The following is a 15,504-nucleotide window of genomic DNA, read 5'->3' on the forward strand; positions in this document are numbered from 1 at the left end:
GCGCCGCGCCCGGAACCGACCGGCGTCAGCTCTGCTGCGGCTGCGGCGGTGCGCTCTTGATCACTGCGAAGCGGGCCCCGTACGGGTCGGCGAGCCGGGCGATACGGCCCACCCCTTCGATGTCCGTCGCGGGCGTCCCGACGCTCCCGCCCAGCTCCTGCGCCCTGCTCACCATGGCGTCTGCGTCCGTGACCTCGAAGTACGGCAGGAAGTGCGCACCGGCCTCCGCTTCCGTGGGGTCGTCGGCCAGCGGGACGAGGCCGCCGAACATGTCGTCCCGGCCGCCGCCGTCCGGGTTGATGCACGTGTACGTGCCGCCGGGGAAGGGGAAGCCCTCGGTCTCCCAGCCGAGCACCTGGCGGTAGAACGCGGCGGCGCGGGCGATGTCCGGCGTGTACAGCTCGACCCAGCACAGCGAGCCCGGGTCGCCGGCCACCTCGATGCCCTTGGTGCGGCCCGGTTGCCAGATGCCGAACGGCACGCCGGCCGTATCGGCGAGGACGGCCATGTGGCCCTCACCCATCACGTCCATGGGCCGCATGAGCACGCTGCCACCCGACTGCTCGGCCGCCTTGGCGGTGGCCTCCGCGTCGGCACTCTGGAAGTAGACGGTCCAGGACGACGGCCCCTGCTCCGGGGTGGCCTGCATGCCGCCGGCCGCGGTCCTGCCGGACAGTTGGAAGAAGCCGTAGCCGCCGGCGTCGGGGCCCGCCGACTGGAACTGCCAGCCGAAGAGGCCGCCGTAGAAGGCGCTGGCGCCGTCGATGTCCGGGGTGCCGATGTCGAGCCAGTTCGGAGCGCCGTTGACGAAACGGGTGGTGAGCATCTCTGCCCTCCTTCGAGGGTTCCCGGTGCCTGCTCTGCCGAGTCTTCCACCCCCCACTGACAATCGCCGCCGGAATGACGCGGCGGGTTCCTGTGACGACGTCCGATCGGCAGCGTCCGCTCTCGTCGTGCTTTTCTCGGCGCGCCGCCGTGCGCGGCGCCATGGGGCCAGGACATCATCGGCAGCCGCACGAGGTCGGGAACCGCACGACGACGGGAGCCCTGCGAGGTCGCGCCGCACGACGTCGAGCCTGCGAGGTCGTGGGGCGTCGTCCCTATTCGCGGCGGGCCCGGTGGGACGGCCGGCGCGTCGTTGATCACGTGTTGATCGAACGTTTTTCGCCGCGCGGCACGATCTCCGCCATGCACATCGAAGCGATCATCGCGTCCGACATCCCCTGGCAGGACCAGGCGCTCTGTGCGCAGACGGGGGGCGATTTCTTCTTCCCCGAGCCGGGCAGTTCGGTGCGGGAGGCGAAGCGTATCTGCGGGCTGTGCGCGAGTCGTGCCGCGTGTCTCGAATACGCGCTCACCCACGACGAACGGTTCGGCGTCTGGGGCGGGCTGTCCGAGAAGGAGCGCCTGCAGCTGAGGCGGGCGCCGCACCGCAAGTGAGAGTCCCACCCGTCCGGATGCGCGGCCGGACGCCCGGGACGATGCTGGAGACATGTTCGGACGGGCTCCAGTCATCGTTCATCCGCCGTCGGGCACCGGCGGCCGCCGGGTGACCGCGCGCGGGGAGAGCCTGGGGGTGGCGTTCTCCGACGAGGACGTGATCGAGTTCCTCGGCCGGGCCGGGCTGCCGGACGCCGAGGACCTGCTCGACGATCCGGCGTGGGTGAAGTGGCGCGGCGCTGACGCCCACCACTACGAGGCCGCGTAGGACGTGGCAGCCCTGTGACCGGGGGATGGCCGGGGGTCAGTCCTCCCTGACGGTTGCCAGTACGGCGAGCGTCTCGGCCGCCCGGCGCAGAGCCCGCCGCAGGACGACCGGGGAATGCAGCAGCCCGCTTCCGTCGGGCGGGACGATCCACTCCAGGGAACCGGCGGGCCGGTACGGCGGGGGCACGGCGACCCAGGCACCCCTGCTCGCATGGCGGACCCCGGCGCCGGCCCAGTGACCGGGCGGATCCGGCGGTACGAAGAAACCCACCCTGAGCGCCGCCGAGTCCACCAGCGTCGGTCCGGGTGTCCGCAGCGGGTCGTCCCACAGAATGTCCAGGGCGAGCAGCCCCAGCCGACGCGGAACGCTCACCACGTCCCAGTGGCGTCCGGCCTCGAGGAGCACCGTCCCGTCGCCCCGCTCCCACTGCTGTGCGCAGGCAGGCGGGTCCGGTGCGGCGGCGGCCAGCCACTGGACGCCTCGCATCCACATCGCATTCGTCATGACCCGCTCCAGGGGCGCCACCGGCCCGACCGGCCCGACCAGGCGTACGACAGGGACAGGCCGGGCGGGTTGGCCCGCGCGGACGTCCACCCGGCATATGCATGCTGAGGGATGCTTCAGTGCGGCGAACAGGGTGGCGCGAGGTGGCGTTTGCGGCGGATCCCGAGGCCGATACGGACTCGGGCGGGGGTACCCGGCGCGGTTACGCCTCGGCCCTGGCCGCCATCCGGGCCTTGCGGGCGGCCAACTTCTCGTCGAACCGCGTGGCCTCGGTGTCGAGGCCGTCCATGAACAGGCCGAGTTCCTCCTGAGCCCGGAGGCCATCGGGGCCCAGGCCGTCGATCTGCAGGACTTTCAGGAAGCGGAGCACCGGCTGGAGTACGTCGTCGTGGTGGATGCGCAGGTTGTAGACCTCGCCGATCGCCATCTGCGCGGCGGCACGCTCGAAGCCGGGGATGCCGTGGCCGGGCATGCGAAAGCCCACCACGACGTCCCGCACCGCCTGCATGGTCAGGTCGGGCGCGATCTCGAACGCGGCCTTCAGCAGGTTCCGGTAGAACACCATGTGCAGGTTCTCGTCGGTCGCGATGCGGGCCAGCATCCGGTCGCAGACCGGGTCGCCGGACTGGTGGCCGGTGTTGCGGTGCGAGATACGGGTGGCCAGCTCCTGAAAGGCGACGTAGGCGACGGAGTGCAGCATCGAGTGCCGGTTGTCCGACTCGAAGCCCTCGCTCATGTGCGCCATGCGGAAACGTTCCAGCTGGTCGGGGTCCACCGCGCGGGAGGCGAGCAGGTAGTCCCGCATCACGATGCCGTGCCGACCCTCTTCCGCCGTCCATCGGTGCACCCAGGTGCCCCACGCTCCGTCGCGGCCGAACAGTGTGGCGATCTCGTGGTGGTAGCTGGGGAGGTTGTCCTCCGTCAGAAGATTGACGACCAGCGCGATCCGGCCGATGTCGGTGACCTTCGACTGCTCCTTCTCCCAGGCCACGCCGTCCTCGAAGAAACCCGGGAAGTTGCGGCCGTCGCTCCAGGGGACGTATTCGTGCGGCATCCAGTCCTTGGCGACCTTAAGGTGCCGGTTCAGCTCGTTCTCGACCACTTCCTCCAGGGCGTACAGCAGCCGCGCGTCGGTCCAGACGGAGGGGCTGCCGAGGTGGGGGGAGGTGATCGTCACAGGAACTCCAGGGAGACGGGGAGGAACAGCGGTGCAGTCGGCGAGCGGTGCCGGAACTTACGGGATCGTAGGCTACGAATCCGTAGGTTACGAATCCGTAGGTTAAGCGCGCTGTAAAGACCCCGCCCGTGCCCCTGGAAGACCCCAAGGAGGAGGCTCGGTCCGGGGCATACGGAAGTCCCCGCCGACGCGGGTGGACGGCGACGACGCGGACGAGCGGGTGGCCGCCTCAGCCGGTCGGTCAGTCGTACAACTCCCGCAGCCGCACCGAAAGGCACGTCACACATCCCTCGAGCTTCTCGAACTCGCTGATGTCCACCAGGACCGGTTCATGACCGAGGTCGGCGAGCAGGTCCGCCGTCTTCGGCGCGCCGGCCGCCATGAGCAGCCTGTCGCCGCCGAGCAGCACGACGTGCGCTCCGGACTCCTCCGGCACCGGAAGGAAGCGTGGGAACAGCGACGGCTTGTCCACCAGCGGCACATGGCCGATGACCGTGCCGTCGGGCAGCGCGGTGACCGCCGACTTCAGGTGCAGGACCTTGGTGACGGGCACCGGCACCACTCGGGCGCCCAGTGGTTCGAACACCGCGCGCATCTGCTGGACGGCGGCCGCGTTGGTGCGTCCGCTGCGGCCGACGTAGATCGTGTCGTCGATCTTCAGGACGTCACCCCCGTCGAGGGTGCCCGGTTCCCAGATCCAGTTCACCGAACAGCCCAGCCGGGCCACGGCCTCCTCGACGCCCGCCGTCTCCTCGCGCCGTGACTCGGCGCCCGGTCGTGTGATCAGTGCGACATTCTTGTACATCACGACCGTGTCCTCGACGAACACCGAGTCCGGGCAGTCGTCGGCCGGTTCCACCTCGATCGTCTCCCAGCCGTGCTCGCGCAGCTTCCCCGCGTACGCCTCCCACTGCTCGAGCGCGCGATCGATGTCGACCTTCTCCCGCTCGACGTGGGTCACCAGTCCCTCGGCAAGGCGCGGGCTGGGTCGGCGGATGAGGGCCTTCTTGCTGGGCACGTGCGGAACTCCGTCTCGGCTGATGATGTCGCCCGCCATCATGCAGGTCCGGAACCCGGGGACAAAGCCCCGGGTTCCGCCACCGTGCGAACCGGGCGCCGCCCCCGGTCAGGGCCGGTCGGACCTCCCGACGGCCTCCGGCGTGGTCTCCTTCAGCTCTCCGTCGAGCAGCAGCCAGCGTGTGATGCCGATCGACTCCAGGAACGGCAGGTCGTGGCTCGCCACGACCAGCGCGCCCTCGTACGACTCCAGGGCCGTGGTGAGCTGCCGCACGCTCGCCATGTCGAGGTTGTTGGTCGGCTCGTCCAGCATCAGCAGCTGCGGCGCGGGCTCGGCGAGCATCAGCGCGGCCAGGGCGGCGCGGAAGCGCTCGCCGCCCGACAGGGTCCCGGCCGGCTGGTCGGCCCGGCCGCCGCGGAACAGGAAGCGGGCCAGGCGTGCCCGGATCCCGTTGTTGGTGGCGGCGGGCGCGAACCGGGCCACGTTCTCCACGACCGTCAGCGAGTCGTCGAGCACGTCGAGCCGCTGCGGCAGGAAGCGCAGCGGCACATGCGCCGTCGCCTCGCCCGCCACCGGTTCCAACTCGCCCGCGATCGTGCGCAGCAGCGTGGTCTTGCCCGCGCCGTTGCGCCCGACCAGCGCGATCCGCTCGGGACCGCGCACTTCCAGGCCGCCGTGCACACGGGCGCCGTAGGCCGGCTCCAGGTCCCGCAGCGTCAGAACGGAGCGCCCCGGCGGTACCGCCGTGAACGGCAGGTCGACGCGGATCTGGTCGTCGTCCCGCACCGCCTCGACCGCCTCGTCCAGCCGCTCCCTGGCCTCGGCGAGCCGCTCCTCGTGCAGGAGACGGTGTTTGCCCGCCGACTCCTGTGCGGCCCGTTTGCGCGCTCCCATGACGATCTTCGGTTCGCGTTTGTCGTCCCACATCTTCTGCCCGTACCGCTTGCGGCGCGCCAACTTCACCTGCGCCTCGGTCAGTTCGCGCTTCTGCTTGCGCAGATCGGCCTCGGCGACCCGCACCATGCGCTCCGCCGCCTCCTGTTCGACGGCCAGTGCCTCCTCGTACGCGGAGAAGGTGCCGCCGAACCAGGTGATCTCCCCGGCGCGCAGATCGGCGATCTGGTCGACACGGTCGAGGAGTTCCCGGTCGTGGCTGACCACGACCATGACCCCCGGCCATGCCTCGACGGCCGCGTACAGCCGTCTGCGCGCGTACAGGTCGAGGTTGTTGGTGGGTTCGTCGAGCAGCAGCACGTCCGGGCGGCGCAGCAGCAGCGCGGCCAGCCGCAGCAGGACGGACTCGCCGCCGGAGACCTCGCCGACGGTGCGGTCCAGCCCGATGTGGCCGAGGCCGAGTTCGCCGAGCATCGCCTGGGCGCGCTCCTCCACGTCCCAGTCGTCGCCGACGGTCATGAAGTGCTCCTCCGCCACGTCGCCGGCCTCGATGGCGTGCAGCGCGGCGCGCCGGGCGGCGATGCCGAGGACCTCGTCGACCCGCAGGGCGGTGTCGAGCGCCACGTTCTGCGGCAGGTGTCCGACCGCTCCCGCGACGCGCACGGTGCCCGAAGCCGGGGTGAGTTCACCGGCGATCAGCTTCAACAGGGTGGACTTCCCGGACCCGTTGGTTCCGACGAGTCCGGTCCTGCCGGCGGCGAAGGCGACCTGGAGGTCGTCGAAGACGGCGGTGCCGTCGGGCCAGCAGAAGGACAGGGACGTACAGGTGATGGAAGGTGCCATGCGGGCCTCGCGTCTGCTCAGGGGGGTGTCGGGCAACGCGTGTGAGACACCGCATGAGGCGACGGTCCACGAACGGAGGGAAGAGGAAGCTCCGCACCGAAAGGACGGCTCGAACGCCGAGGTCGCACGCGACGCACACAGGCACGGTCAGCGCTGTGTGACGCGGTGTCTCAAGACCTCAGACGAGCAACGTCCTTCTCCTCCCGGCGGCAACAGAAGCGTTGAACACCGTACGAGGGGCTCGGGAGAGCGTCAACGCATTTAAAACCGCTTCGTCCCCGGGGCCGTCGACCCGGTGACGGTGAAGGCCCTCGCCGAGGGCATCGAGGGCCCGCTGAACGCGATGGCCGGCCCGGGCGCGCCCACGGTCGCCGAACTGGCCGCCCTCTGCGTCGCCCGGATCAGTGTCGGCTCGGGCATCGCGCAGGCCGCCCACGCCCTGGTCCGCCGCGCCGCACGGGAGCTGCTCGACGCGGGGACGTACGACGCACTGGCCGGACGTACGACGTACTGGCCGCCGGCCTCGACTACGGGGAACTCAACGGGCTGTTGGACGGGGGCCGTCAGAAGTCCTGATGGGAGCGGGGCCGTGACCGTGTCCGGGTTCCCCCGACTGGGCGCGACCGGACGGCCCGCACGCGCCGTCGCACCTGAGGACGGCGAGAGGGCGCACCGAGGAGCTCAGCACGCGTCCCGCATCAGCTCTGCCAGGTCGTGGTCCAGGTCCACCTGAAGATGCTCCAGACCCACCGGCACCAGCTCGGTGGTCCGCCGCAGGAAGCGCTCGATCGCGTCCGAGTGGACGTGCACCACGGCGGTGCCCTCCGGGGCGTGGAACTCCAGGACGGTGCGCTCGTAGCCGTACGGCCGCACCCGGACGTCCCCGTGACCCTCCGGGCCCTCCAGGCCGGCGGCGAGGAGTTCGCGGGCGAAGGTCCAGCACACCTCCACACCCTCCAGGGTGGCCGGGGCGGGGAAGGTCATGCGGACGGCGAACGGGTCGCGCCGGTCGTAGTGGAGCACGGCCGGAATGCTCGGCATGCGCGGCGCGGCAGCGACGAGACGGGCCTCCACGGGCTGCTCGATGACGGTGGACAACGCCTTGCTCCCTTGTGACGGCTGGACGGACTTCGGGCGGATGAGACCAGGCACTTGAAGAGACGATGGAATCGGCCAATCCGTGCACATGAAATGCGAGTGACCTCTGTCACCGAGTCCATGCCACCGGACGGTGCACGGTGAGGGCGATCACTCCGGTGTCCCGCGGTCCCCGTGACACCGGAGAGGACACCCCGCACGCGCGTACGGTTCCCGGGCGGGCGTTGACGGTGAAGCGCGGCGAAACGGGGTACTCGTGAGGCACCCGCATCGGAGAGGAAGTGACGGTCATGCCACGCGGCTCGAGCCCCAAGCGGGAACGTCAGTACGAGCACATCAAGGAGAGCGCGCGCGACCGCGGGGAGAGCGAGGGGCGCGCCAAGGAGATCGCGGCGCGGACCGTGAACAAGGAGCGCGCCCGTTCCGGTGAGTCCAAGACCGCGAGCCGCACGTCCACCCAGGACAAGTCGTCCGCCAAGCGCGGCGGACAGCGCTCGGGCAAGGGCTCCCAGGGACAGACGTACGACCAGCTGTACGAGGAGGCCAAGCGGCGCAACATCCGCGGCCGCTCGGACATGAACAAGAGCGAGCTGCAGCGCGCGCTGGGCAAGTGACGGCGGGCCGCGGCGTCGTACGCTCGTCACCGCCATGACCACCGTACGCACCCCCGCGGGCTGGCCCGCGACCGAAGAAGAGGCCCGTGCCGTGCAGGACGAGCTGCGCGGTCGGGTGATCCTCGACGAACCGGGGCCGCCGCCCGGGACCGGCCCCGTGACGGGGGTCGACGTCGCCTACGACGACGAGCGCGGCGTGGTCGCGGCGGCGGCCGTCGTCCTGGACGCGGGCACGCTCGCCCCTCTCGCCGAGGCCACGGCCGTCGGCGAGGTCTCCTTCCCGTACGTTCCCGGTCTGCTCGCCTTCCGTGAGATCCCCACCGTCCTGGCCGCGTTGGAGGCCCTGGACCGCGATCCCGGGCTGGTCGTCTGCGACGGCTACGGCCTCGCCCACCCGCGCCGCTTCGGTCTGGCGAGCCACCTCGGCGTCCTCACCGGACTGCCCACGATCGGCGTCGCCAAGAACCCGTTCACCTTCACCTACGCGGAGCCGGGGACCGAGCGCGGCAGCAGGAGCCCGCTCCTCGCGGGCACCGACGAGGTCGGCAGCGCTCTGCGCACCCAGGCGGGCGTCAAGCCGGTGTTCGTCTCCGTGGGGCACCGCGTCGGCCTCGGCGCCGCCTGCGCGCACACCCTCGCGCTCGCCCCCTTGTACCGCATCCCCGAGTCCACCCGGCGCGCCGACAGCCTTTGCCGGCGTGCCCTCAAGGAGGCCGTCGGGTCCGCGGCCTGAGTACGGCGCCTGAGTACGTGTACGGATGTGGCCGAACCGCCATGATCGGCAGGGTGGGGCGCATGACGACACACCGTGCGCCCAAGACCGTGAGCCACTCCGCCCAGCCCGTCGAGCGAGCCGTGACGGCCGCTCTGCTGCTCGCCGTTCTCGCGGGGCTCGCCTGGATCGTCGGGATGGTCGTCACGGTCCTGGAGTGGGGGTCCTGACGCCCGGTCGGCGACAGCTCCCTCCCGCGCCGTTGTCGGTGGCTGCGACTACCGTGAGGCGAGAATGCGCATACGGAGAGTACGCGGTCGGGACCCGTGCTTGACTAAGCGCTTGCTCGATCGGATAGTGCCCGTACTGGAACACGTTCTCAACATCACCGATGTCGCATCGGGTGTGTCACGGAGCTGGGGGCTGGATGGCAGTAGCAAGGACGCCGGGGCAGGGCCCCCTCGCCGGCGTGCGCGTCGTCGAGCTGGCCGGTATCGGACCCGGGCCGTTCGCCGGCATGCTCCTCGCCGACCTCGGCGCCGATGTCGTCCGCGTGGACCGGCCGAACGGCTCCGGGCTCGCCATCGACCCGGAGTACGACGTCACCAACCGCAACAAGCGCTCGGTCATCGTGGACCTGAAGACCGGCGAGGGCCCCTCCCGCGTCCTGGACCTGGCCGAGCGCGCCGACATCCTCATCGAGGGCTACCGCCCGGGCGTCGCGGAACGCCTCGGCGTGGGCCCGGAGACGTGCCACGCCCGCAACCCCCGGCTCGTCTACGGCCGGATGACCGGCTGGGGCCAGGAGGGCCCGCTCGCCCCGCGCGCCGGACACGACATCGCCTACATCGCGCTCACCGGCACGCTCGGCATGATCGGCGCCCCGGACGCGCCGCCCGCGATCCCCGCGAACCTCGTCGGCGACTACGCGGGAGGTGCGCTCTACCTCGTCGTCGGTGTTCTCGCCGCCCTCCACCACGCCCGCGCGACCGGGACCGGCCAGGTGGTGGACGCGGCCATCGTCGACGGCACCGCCCACCTGTCCTCGATGATCCACGGCATGCTCGCCGCCGGGGGCTGGCAGGACCGGCGCGGTGCCAACCTGCTCGACGGAGGCTGCCCGTTCTACGGCACCTACGAGACGGCCGACGGCCGGTACATGGCGGTGGGCGCCCTCGAGCAGCAGTTCTACACGGAGTTCGTGGAATTGCTGGGGATCGCGGACCGCGCCCCGGCCCGCAAGGACGTCGCCCGTTGGGGTGAACTCCGGGAGATGGTCGCGGCCCGTTTCAAGACCCGCACGCGCGACGAGTGGACCGCCGTCTTCGAAGGCTCCGACGCGTGCGTGGCGCCCGTCCTGTCGCTCCGGGAGGCGCCGGCGCACCCCCACCTCGCCGCCCGCGGCACCTTCACCGACCACGGCGGCATCACCCAGCCCGCGCCCGCCCCCCGCTTCTCGGTCACCCATACAGCGGTGCACGGCGGGCCCGCCCAGCCCGGCGCCGACACCGAGGACGTCGCCCGCGACTGGGACGTGCCGCGACTCCTCGGGGCCGCGACCGATGAAGCTCTCGACCCTCCTGAGCCGCGCCTGCCCGGCCGACCCTCACCGAAAGGCTGACAGTTGAGCACCGAAGCGTACGTCTACGACGCGATCCGCACCCCGCGCGGGCGCGGCAAGGCCAACGGCGCCCTGCACGGCACCAAGCCCATCGACCTGGTGGTCGGGCTCATCCACGAGACGCGGCGGCGTTTTCCCGATCTCGACCCCGCCGCGATCGACGACATCGTGCTCGGTGTGGTGAGCCCGGTCGGCGACCAGGGCTCCGACATCGCCCGGATCGCCGCGATCGCCGCCGGACTGCCCGACACGGTGGCCGGCGTCCAGGAGAACCGCTTCTGTGCGTCCGGTCTGGAAGCGGTCAACCTCGCCGCGGCGAAGGTCCGCTCCGGCTGGGAGGACCTGGTGCTCGCGGGCGGCGTCGAGTCCATGTCCCGCGTCCCGATGGCCTCGGACGGCGGCGCCTGGTTCGCCGACCCGATGACCAACATGACCGTCAACTTCGTGCCGCAGGGCATCGGCGCCGACCTCATCGCCACCATCGAGGGCTTCTCCCGCAGGGACGTCGACGAGTACGCGGCGCTGTCGCAGGAGCGGGCGGCGGCCGCCTGGAAGGACGGCCGCTTCGACCGCTCCGTGGTCCCGGTGAAGGACCGCAGCGGTCTCGTCGTCCTCGACCACGACGAGCACATGCGGCCCGGCACGACCGCCGACTCGCTCGCGGGGCTCAAGCCGTCGTTCGCGGACATCGGCGAACTGGGCGGCTTCGACGCGGTGGCGCTGCAGAAGTACCACTGGATCGAGCAGATCGACCACGTCCACCACGCGGGCAACTCCTCCGGCATCGTCGACGGCGCGGCCCTCGTCGCCATCGGGTCGAAGGAGGCCGGCGAGCGGTACGGGATGCGGCCCCGGGCCCGGATCGTGTCCGCGGCGGTCTCCGGCTCCGAGCCGACGATCATGCTCACCGGTCCCGCGCCCGCCACCCGCAAGGCCCTCGCCAAGGCCGGGCTGACGATCGACGACATCGACCTCGTAGAGATCAACGAGGCGTTCGCCGCGGTGGTGCTGCGCTTCGCCAAGGACATGGGGCTCTCCCTGGACAAGGTCAACGTCAACGGCGGCGCCATCGCGCTCGGCCACCCGCTCGGCGCGACCGGCGCGATGATCCTCGGCACGCTGGTCGACGAACTGGAGCGGCAGGACAAGCGGTACGGCCTTGCCACGCTGTGCGTGGGCGGCGGCATGGGCATCGCCACGATCGTCGAACGCGTCTGACCTTCCCCCCAACGGATCGAACGGATCGACGGATCCAACGGACCTTACGGAGCACCCCGATGAGCACTGAGTCCACCACCATCCGCTGGGAGCAGGACGGCACCGGCGTCGTCACCCTCGTCCTCGACGACCCGAACCAGTCCGCGAACACCATGAACCAGGCGTTCAAGGAGTCGATCGCGGCGATCGCCGAGCGGGCCGAGGCAGAGAAGGACACCATCCGCGGCATTATCTACACCTCCGCGAAGAAGACCTTCTTCGCGGGCGGCGACCTCAAGGACATGATCAAGGCCGGCCCCGAGGACGCCCGGCAGGCGTTCGAGACCGGCGTGGCGATCAAGAACTCCCTGCGCCGCATCGAGACCCTCGGCAAGCCGGTCGTCGCCGCCCTCAACGGCGCGGCCCTCGGCGGCGGTTACGAGATCGCGCTGGCCTCCCACCACCGCGTCGCCCTCGACGCCCCCGGCTCCAAGATCGGCCTGCCCGAGGTCACCCTGGGTCTGCTCCCGGCGGGCGGCGGCGTCACCCGCACCGTACGCCTGATGGGCATCGCGGACGCCCTGCTGAAGGTGCTGCTCCAGGGCACCCAGTACTCCCCACGGCGCGCGCTGGAGAACGGTCTCGTCCACGAGGTGGCCGCGACCCCCGAGGAGATGATGGCCAAGGCCCGCGCCTTCATCGACGCCAACCCCGAGTCCCACCAGCCGTGGGACAGGCCCGGCTACAAGATCCCGGGTGGTACGCCGTCCAACCCGAAGTTCGCCGCCAACCTGCCCGCCTTCCCGGCCAACCTGAAGAAGCAGCTGAACGGCGCCCCTTATCCGGCCCCGCGGAACATCCTGGCGGCGGCCGTCGAGGGATCCCAGGTCGACTTCGAGACCGCCCTGACCATCGAGGCGCGCTACTTCACCGAACTGGTCACCGGGCAGACCGCGAAGAACATGATCCAGGCGTTCTTCTTCGACCTCCAGGCCGTCAACTCGGGCGCCAACCGCCCGAAGGGCGTCGAACCCCGCCAGGTCCGCAAGGTGGCCGTCCTCGGCGCCGGCATGATGGGCGCGGGCATCGCCTACGCGTGCGCCCGCGCGGGCATCGAGGTCGTCCTGAAGGACGTCTCCCTGGAGGCGGCCGTCAAGGGCAAGGGCTACTCCGAGAAGCTGTGCGCCAAGGCGGTCACCAAGGGGCGCACGACCCAGGAGAAGGCGGACGCGCTGCTGGCCCGCATCACCCCCACCGCCGAGGCCGCCGACCTCGCGGGCTGCGACGCCGTCATCGAGGCCGTGTTCGAGGACCCGGCGCTCAAGCACAAGGTGTTCCAGGAGATCGAGAACGTCGTCGAGCCCGACGCGCTGCTGTGCTCCAACACCTCCACCCTGCCGATCACCACGCTCGCGGAGGGTGTGGAGCGGCAGTCCGACTTCGTGGGACTGCACTTCTTCTCGCCGGTCGACAAGATGCCGCTGGTCGAGATCATCAAGGGGAGGCGGACCGGTGAGGAGGCGCTGGCGCGCGCCTTCGACCTGGTGCGGCAGATCAACAAGACGCCGATCGTGGTCAACGACTCGCGCGGCTTCTTCACCTCCCGGGTCATCGGCCACTTCATCAACGAGGGCGTCGCGATGGTCGGCGAGGGCATCGAGCCGGCGTCCGTCGAGCAGGCGGCGGCCCAGGCGGGCTACCCGGCGAAGGTGCTGTCCCTGATGGACGAGCTGACGCTGACCCTGCCGCGCAAGATCCGCAACGAGACCAGGCGGGCCGTCGAGGAGGCGGGCGGCACCTGGACACCGCACCCGGCGGAGGCCGTCATCGACCGCATGGTCGACGAGTTCGGCCGCACCGGGCGCAGCGGCGGCGCCGGGTTCTACGAGTACGGCGAGGACGGCAGGCGCGGCCGGCTGTGGCCGGGGCTGCGGGAGCACTTCACCAGGCCCGGGCACCAGATCCCGTTCCGGGACATGCAGGAGCGCATGCTGTTCTCGGAGGCGCTGGACACCGTCCGGCTCCTCGAGGAGGGCGTGCTGACCTCCGTGGCCGACGCCAACATCGGGTCGATCTTCGGAATCGGCTTCCCCGGCTGGACCGGCGGCGTCCTGCAGTACATCAACGGCTACGAGGGGGGCCTGCCCGGCTTCGTGGCCCGCGCCCGGGAGCTGGCCGAGCGGTACGGCGAGCGGTTCACGCCGCCCGCGCTGCTGGTGCAGAAGGCGGAGAAGGGGGAGCGGTTCACCGACGCCCACTGAGACGGTGGACGACGCCCGCTGAGACGGCCGGGGGACCCGGGGCCAGGAGCCCTGCACGGGTCCCCCGCCGTGCTTGTATGACCACTTTGGGACGCCCATGTGGTGAACATGTGAGAAGTCCCGCTCTGTGACGTGCGCCATCGCATGGAAATCGGCCTCTGCGAGAAGGTGAGGCCTTGGTCTGTGCCGCGTCAGGGGTGGCCGGACCGAGCCCCATCCGGAAACCCGCGCACCACCCCAGCGCCGGGCGTACCAGAGAGTAGATCCACTCGTGAGCAAGGACGCCGTGAACACGGCCGCGGTCGCATCCCACACCGATGCGACCCGGGCGCCCGCGGACGCGGGCGACGCCGGTTACAGCAAGGACCTCAAACCCCGCCACATCAACATGATCGCGATCGGCGGGGCGATCGGTACCGGACTCTTCCTCGGTGCCGGAGGACGGCTGCACAACGCGGGTCCCGCCCTCGCGCTGGCGTACCTGGTCTGCGGCGTCTTCGCCTTCTTCGTCGTGCGCGCCCTCGGCGAGTTGGTCCTGTACCGGCCGTCGTCCGGGTCGTTCGTCTCGTACGCGCGCGAGTTCCTCGGCGAGAAGGGCGCGTACGTCGCCGGCTGGATGTACTTCCTGAACTGGTCGACGACCGGTATCGCCGACATCACCGCCATCGCGCTCTACACCCACTACTGGAGCTTCTTCACCTCCATCCCGCAGTGGGTGCTCGCCCTGATCGCCCTCGCGGTCGTGCTGGCGGTGAACCTGATCTCAGTGAGGATCTTCGGCGAGATGGAGTTCTGGTTCGCGATCATCAAGGTCGCCACCCTGGTGGCCTTCATGTTCGTCGGCATCTTCCTGCTGGCCACGCGGCACGAGGTGGACGGCCGCACCCCCGGTCTCGGCGTGATCACCGACCACGGCGGGATCTTCCCGCACGGGCTCATGCCCGTCGTCCTGGTGATGCAGGGCGTGATCTTCGCCTACGCGGCCCTGGAGCTGGTGGGTGTCGCCGCGGGCGAGACCGCGGAGCCTGAGAAGGTCGTGCCGCGCGCCGTGAACTCGATCATGTGGCGTGTGGGTCTGTTCTACGTCGGCTCGGTGGTCCTGCTCGCACTGCTGCTGCCCGGTTCGGTCTACTCCGGGGACCAGAGCCCCTTCGTCACCGTGCTGTCGAAGATCGGCGTCCAGGGCGCGGGTGACGTGATGAACCTGGTCGTCCTCACCGCCGCGATGTCCTCGCTGAACTCCGGCCTGTATTCCACCGGCCGCATTCTGCGCTCCATGGCCATGGCGGGTTCGGCGCCGAAGTTCACGGCGCGGATGAACCGCAGCCAGGTGCCCTACGGCGGCATCCTGCTGACCTGTGCGGTCTGTGTGATCGGCGTCGGCCTGAACTACTTCGTGCCGAGCCAGGCCTTCGAGATCGTGCTGAACGTGGCCTCCCTCGGGATCGTCAGCACCTGGGTGATCATCATGATCTGCCACCTGGTCTTCGTCCGCCGCGCCCGGGCGGGCCACGTCACCCGGCCGTCCTTCCGGCTGCCCGGCAGCCCGGTCACGGAGATCGCGACGATCGCGTTCCTGCTGATCTGCCTCGGCCTGATGTGGAACGACCCAGAGGTCGGCCGCAAGACCCTGCTGCTCATCCCCGTGATCGCGGCCCTGCTCGTCGGCGGCTGGTTCGCGCTGCGCCGCCGAATCGAACAGGCCGCGAACCAGGAACTGGCCGACCTCACGAAGTAACCGCTCTGCGGCTGGAGCGGCGCCCGGGTCGCGCGCCGTGCCCGAGGCCGAGCTCCGCGTACGTCCACGTCGCGGAGCCGGCATCGGACCCGACGAGCCGGTCGGGTCCGATGGCCGCC

At 70.7% G+C, this 15,504-nt stretch carries 16 protein-coding genes; 10 read left to right on the forward strand and 6 right to left on the reverse strand.

From position 1 onward, the window contains the following. Positions 1 to 25 precede the first annotated feature (25 nt). On the reverse strand, positions 26 to 826 hold the full coding sequence (locus tag ACFYZE_RS07840; RefSeq protein WP_388989974.1) for a VOC family protein: 801 nt from the start codon (positions 824 to 826) through the stop codon (positions 26 to 28). Between the two features lie 362 nt (positions 827 to 1,188). Between ACFYZE_RS07840 and ACFYZE_RS07845 the strand changes: the two genes are divergently transcribed. Beyond that, a complete protein-coding gene (locus ACFYZE_RS07845) occupies positions 1,189 to 1,440 on the forward strand; it encodes a WhiB family transcriptional regulator (RefSeq protein WP_388990567.1) in 252 nt (83 codons plus the stop codon). A gap of 52 nt (positions 1,441 to 1,492) precedes the next feature. Beyond that, a complete protein-coding gene (locus ACFYZE_RS07850; protein WP_388989976.1) occupies positions 1,493 to 1,708 on the forward strand; it encodes a hypothetical protein in 216 nt (71 codons plus the stop codon). A 36-nt stretch (positions 1,709 to 1,744) separates the two neighbouring features. On the opposite strand, the gene ACFYZE_RS07855 is transcribed toward ACFYZE_RS07850, so the two are convergent. From ACFYZE_RS07855 to ACFYZE_RS07870, 4 genes are all read right to left on the reverse strand, one after another. After that, positions 1,745 to 2,212, reverse strand: coding sequence for a hypothetical protein (locus tag ACFYZE_RS07855; protein WP_388989978.1), 468 nt, complete (start codon positions 2,210 to 2,212; stop codon positions 1,745 to 1,747). Between the two features lie 202 nt (positions 2,213 to 2,414). Further along, the gene (locus ACFYZE_RS07860; RefSeq protein WP_388989980.1) at positions 2,415 to 3,389 is read right to left on the reverse strand and encodes an acyl-ACP desaturase; all 975 of its coding nucleotides are present in this window, start codon (positions 3,387 to 3,389) and stop codon (positions 2,415 to 2,417) included. Positions 3,390 to 3,630: 241 nt separating this feature from the next. Beyond that, complete coding sequence (gene ddaH / locus ACFYZE_RS07865; protein ID WP_388989982.1) at positions 3,631 to 4,407, reverse strand: dimethylargininase; 777 nt, start codon at positions 4,405 to 4,407, stop codon at positions 3,631 to 3,633. A 108-nt stretch (positions 4,408 to 4,515) separates the two neighbouring features. After that, positions 4,516 to 6,144 carry an ABC-F family ATP-binding cassette domain-containing protein gene (locus ACFYZE_RS07870; protein WP_388989984.1) on the reverse strand — a complete coding sequence of 543 codons (1,629 nt, stop codon included), beginning with the start codon at positions 6,142 to 6,144 and terminating at the stop codon, positions 4,516 to 4,518. A 295-nt stretch (positions 6,145 to 6,439) separates the two neighbouring features. On the opposite strand from ACFYZE_RS07870, the gene ACFYZE_RS07875 reads away from it, so the two are divergent. Further along, positions 6,440 to 6,877: an isocitrate lyase/phosphoenolpyruvate mutase family protein gene (locus ACFYZE_RS07875; protein ID WP_388989986.1), complete on the forward strand. Its 438-nt coding sequence runs from the start codon at positions 6,440 to 6,442 to the stop codon at positions 6,875 to 6,877. Here ACFYZE_RS07875 and ACFYZE_RS07880 read toward each other — a convergent pair. After that, positions 6,826 to 7,242 (reverse strand): SsgA family sporulation/cell division regulator, encoded by a 417-nt coding sequence (locus ACFYZE_RS07880; protein ID WP_388989988.1) that lies wholly within the window; start codon positions 7,240 to 7,242, stop codon positions 6,826 to 6,828. The two genes, ACFYZE_RS07875 and ACFYZE_RS07880, sit on opposite strands and share 52 nt — an antisense overlap. A 290-nt stretch (positions 7,243 to 7,532) precedes the next feature. Between ACFYZE_RS07880 and ACFYZE_RS07885 the strand changes: the two genes are divergently transcribed. From ACFYZE_RS07885 to ACFYZE_RS07915, 7 genes are all read left to right on the forward strand, one after another. Further along, positions 7,533 to 7,856, forward strand: coding sequence for a plasmid stabilization protein (locus ACFYZE_RS07885; RefSeq protein WP_200420360.1), 324 nt, complete (start codon positions 7,533 to 7,535; stop codon positions 7,854 to 7,856). Between the two features lie 34 nt (positions 7,857 to 7,890). Beyond that, entirely contained in the window at positions 7,891 to 8,589 is a 699-nt protein-coding gene (locus tag ACFYZE_RS07890; protein ID WP_388989990.1) for an endonuclease V, read from the forward strand. Positions 8,590 to 8,651: 62 nt separating this feature from the next. Then, positions 8,652 to 8,798: a morphogenic membrane protein MmpA gene (gene mmpA, locus ACFYZE_RS07895; RefSeq protein WP_388989992.1), complete on the forward strand. Its 147-nt coding sequence runs from the start codon at positions 8,652 to 8,654 to the stop codon at positions 8,796 to 8,798. Between the two features lie 197 nt (positions 8,799 to 8,995). Beyond that, entirely contained in the window at positions 8,996 to 10,189 is a 1,194-nt protein-coding gene (locus ACFYZE_RS07900) for a CaiB/BaiF CoA transferase family protein (RefSeq protein WP_388989994.1), read from the forward strand. 3 nt (positions 10,190 to 10,192) lie between these two features. Then, positions 10,193 to 11,407, forward strand: a complete 1,215-nt coding sequence (locus ACFYZE_RS07905) for an acetyl-CoA C-acetyltransferase (protein ID WP_388989996.1) — start codon at positions 10,193 to 10,195, stop codon at positions 11,405 to 11,407. Positions 11,408 to 11,466: 59 nt separating this feature from the next. Then, positions 11,467 to 13,647, forward strand: coding sequence for a 3-hydroxyacyl-CoA dehydrogenase NAD-binding domain-containing protein (locus ACFYZE_RS07910; RefSeq protein ID WP_388989998.1), 2,181 nt, complete (start codon positions 11,467 to 11,469; stop codon positions 13,645 to 13,647). Positions 13,648 to 13,918: 271 nt separating this feature from the next. Next, positions 13,919 to 15,385 (forward strand): amino acid permease, encoded by a 1,467-nt coding sequence (locus ACFYZE_RS07915; RefSeq protein ID WP_388990000.1) that lies wholly within the window; start codon positions 13,919 to 13,921, stop codon positions 15,383 to 15,385. The last annotated feature ends 119 nt before the right edge of the window (positions 15,386 to 15,504 follow it).

The organism is Streptomyces sp. NPDC001796 (assembly GCF_042892355.1).
In the GTDB taxonomy this organism is placed as follows: Bacteria; Actinomycetota; Actinomycetes; order Streptomycetales; family Streptomycetaceae; genus Streptomyces.

Excerpts from the sequence above, each read along its gene's own strand:
- ACFYZE_RS07840 (WP_388989974.1), bottom strand. The coding sequence starts at position 826 with ATGCTCACCACCCGTTTCGTCAACGGCGCTCCGAACTGGCTCGACATC.
- ACFYZE_RS07845 (WP_388990567.1), top strand. The coding sequence starts at position 1,189 with ATGCACATCGAAGCGATCATCGCGTCCGACATCCCCTGGCAGGACCAG.
- ACFYZE_RS07850 (WP_388989976.1), top strand. The coding sequence starts at position 1,493 with ATGTTCGGACGGGCTCCAGTCATCGTTCATCCGCCGTCGGGCACCGGC.
- ACFYZE_RS07855 (WP_388989978.1), bottom strand. The coding sequence starts at position 2,212 with ATGACGAATGCGATGTGGATGCGAGGCGTCCAGTGGCTGGCCGCCGCC.
- ACFYZE_RS07870 (WP_388989984.1), bottom strand. The coding sequence starts at position 6,144 with ATGGCACCTTCCATCACCTGTACGTCCCTGTCCTTCTGCTGGCCCGAC.
- ACFYZE_RS07885 (WP_200420360.1), top strand. The coding sequence starts at position 7,533 with ATGCCACGCGGCTCGAGCCCCAAGCGGGAACGTCAGTACGAGCACATC.
- ACFYZE_RS07890 (WP_388989990.1), top strand. The coding sequence starts at position 7,891 with ATGACCACCGTACGCACCCCCGCGGGCTGGCCCGCGACCGAAGAAGAG.
- mmpA (WP_388989992.1), top strand. The coding sequence starts at position 8,652 with ATGACGACACACCGTGCGCCCAAGACCGTGAGCCACTCCGCCCAGCCC.
- ACFYZE_RS07900 (WP_388989994.1), top strand. The coding sequence starts at position 8,996 with ATGGCAGTAGCAAGGACGCCGGGGCAGGGCCCCCTCGCCGGCGTGCGC.
- ACFYZE_RS07910 (WP_388989998.1), top strand. The coding sequence starts at position 11,467 with ATGAGCACTGAGTCCACCACCATCCGCTGGGAGCAGGACGGCACCGGC.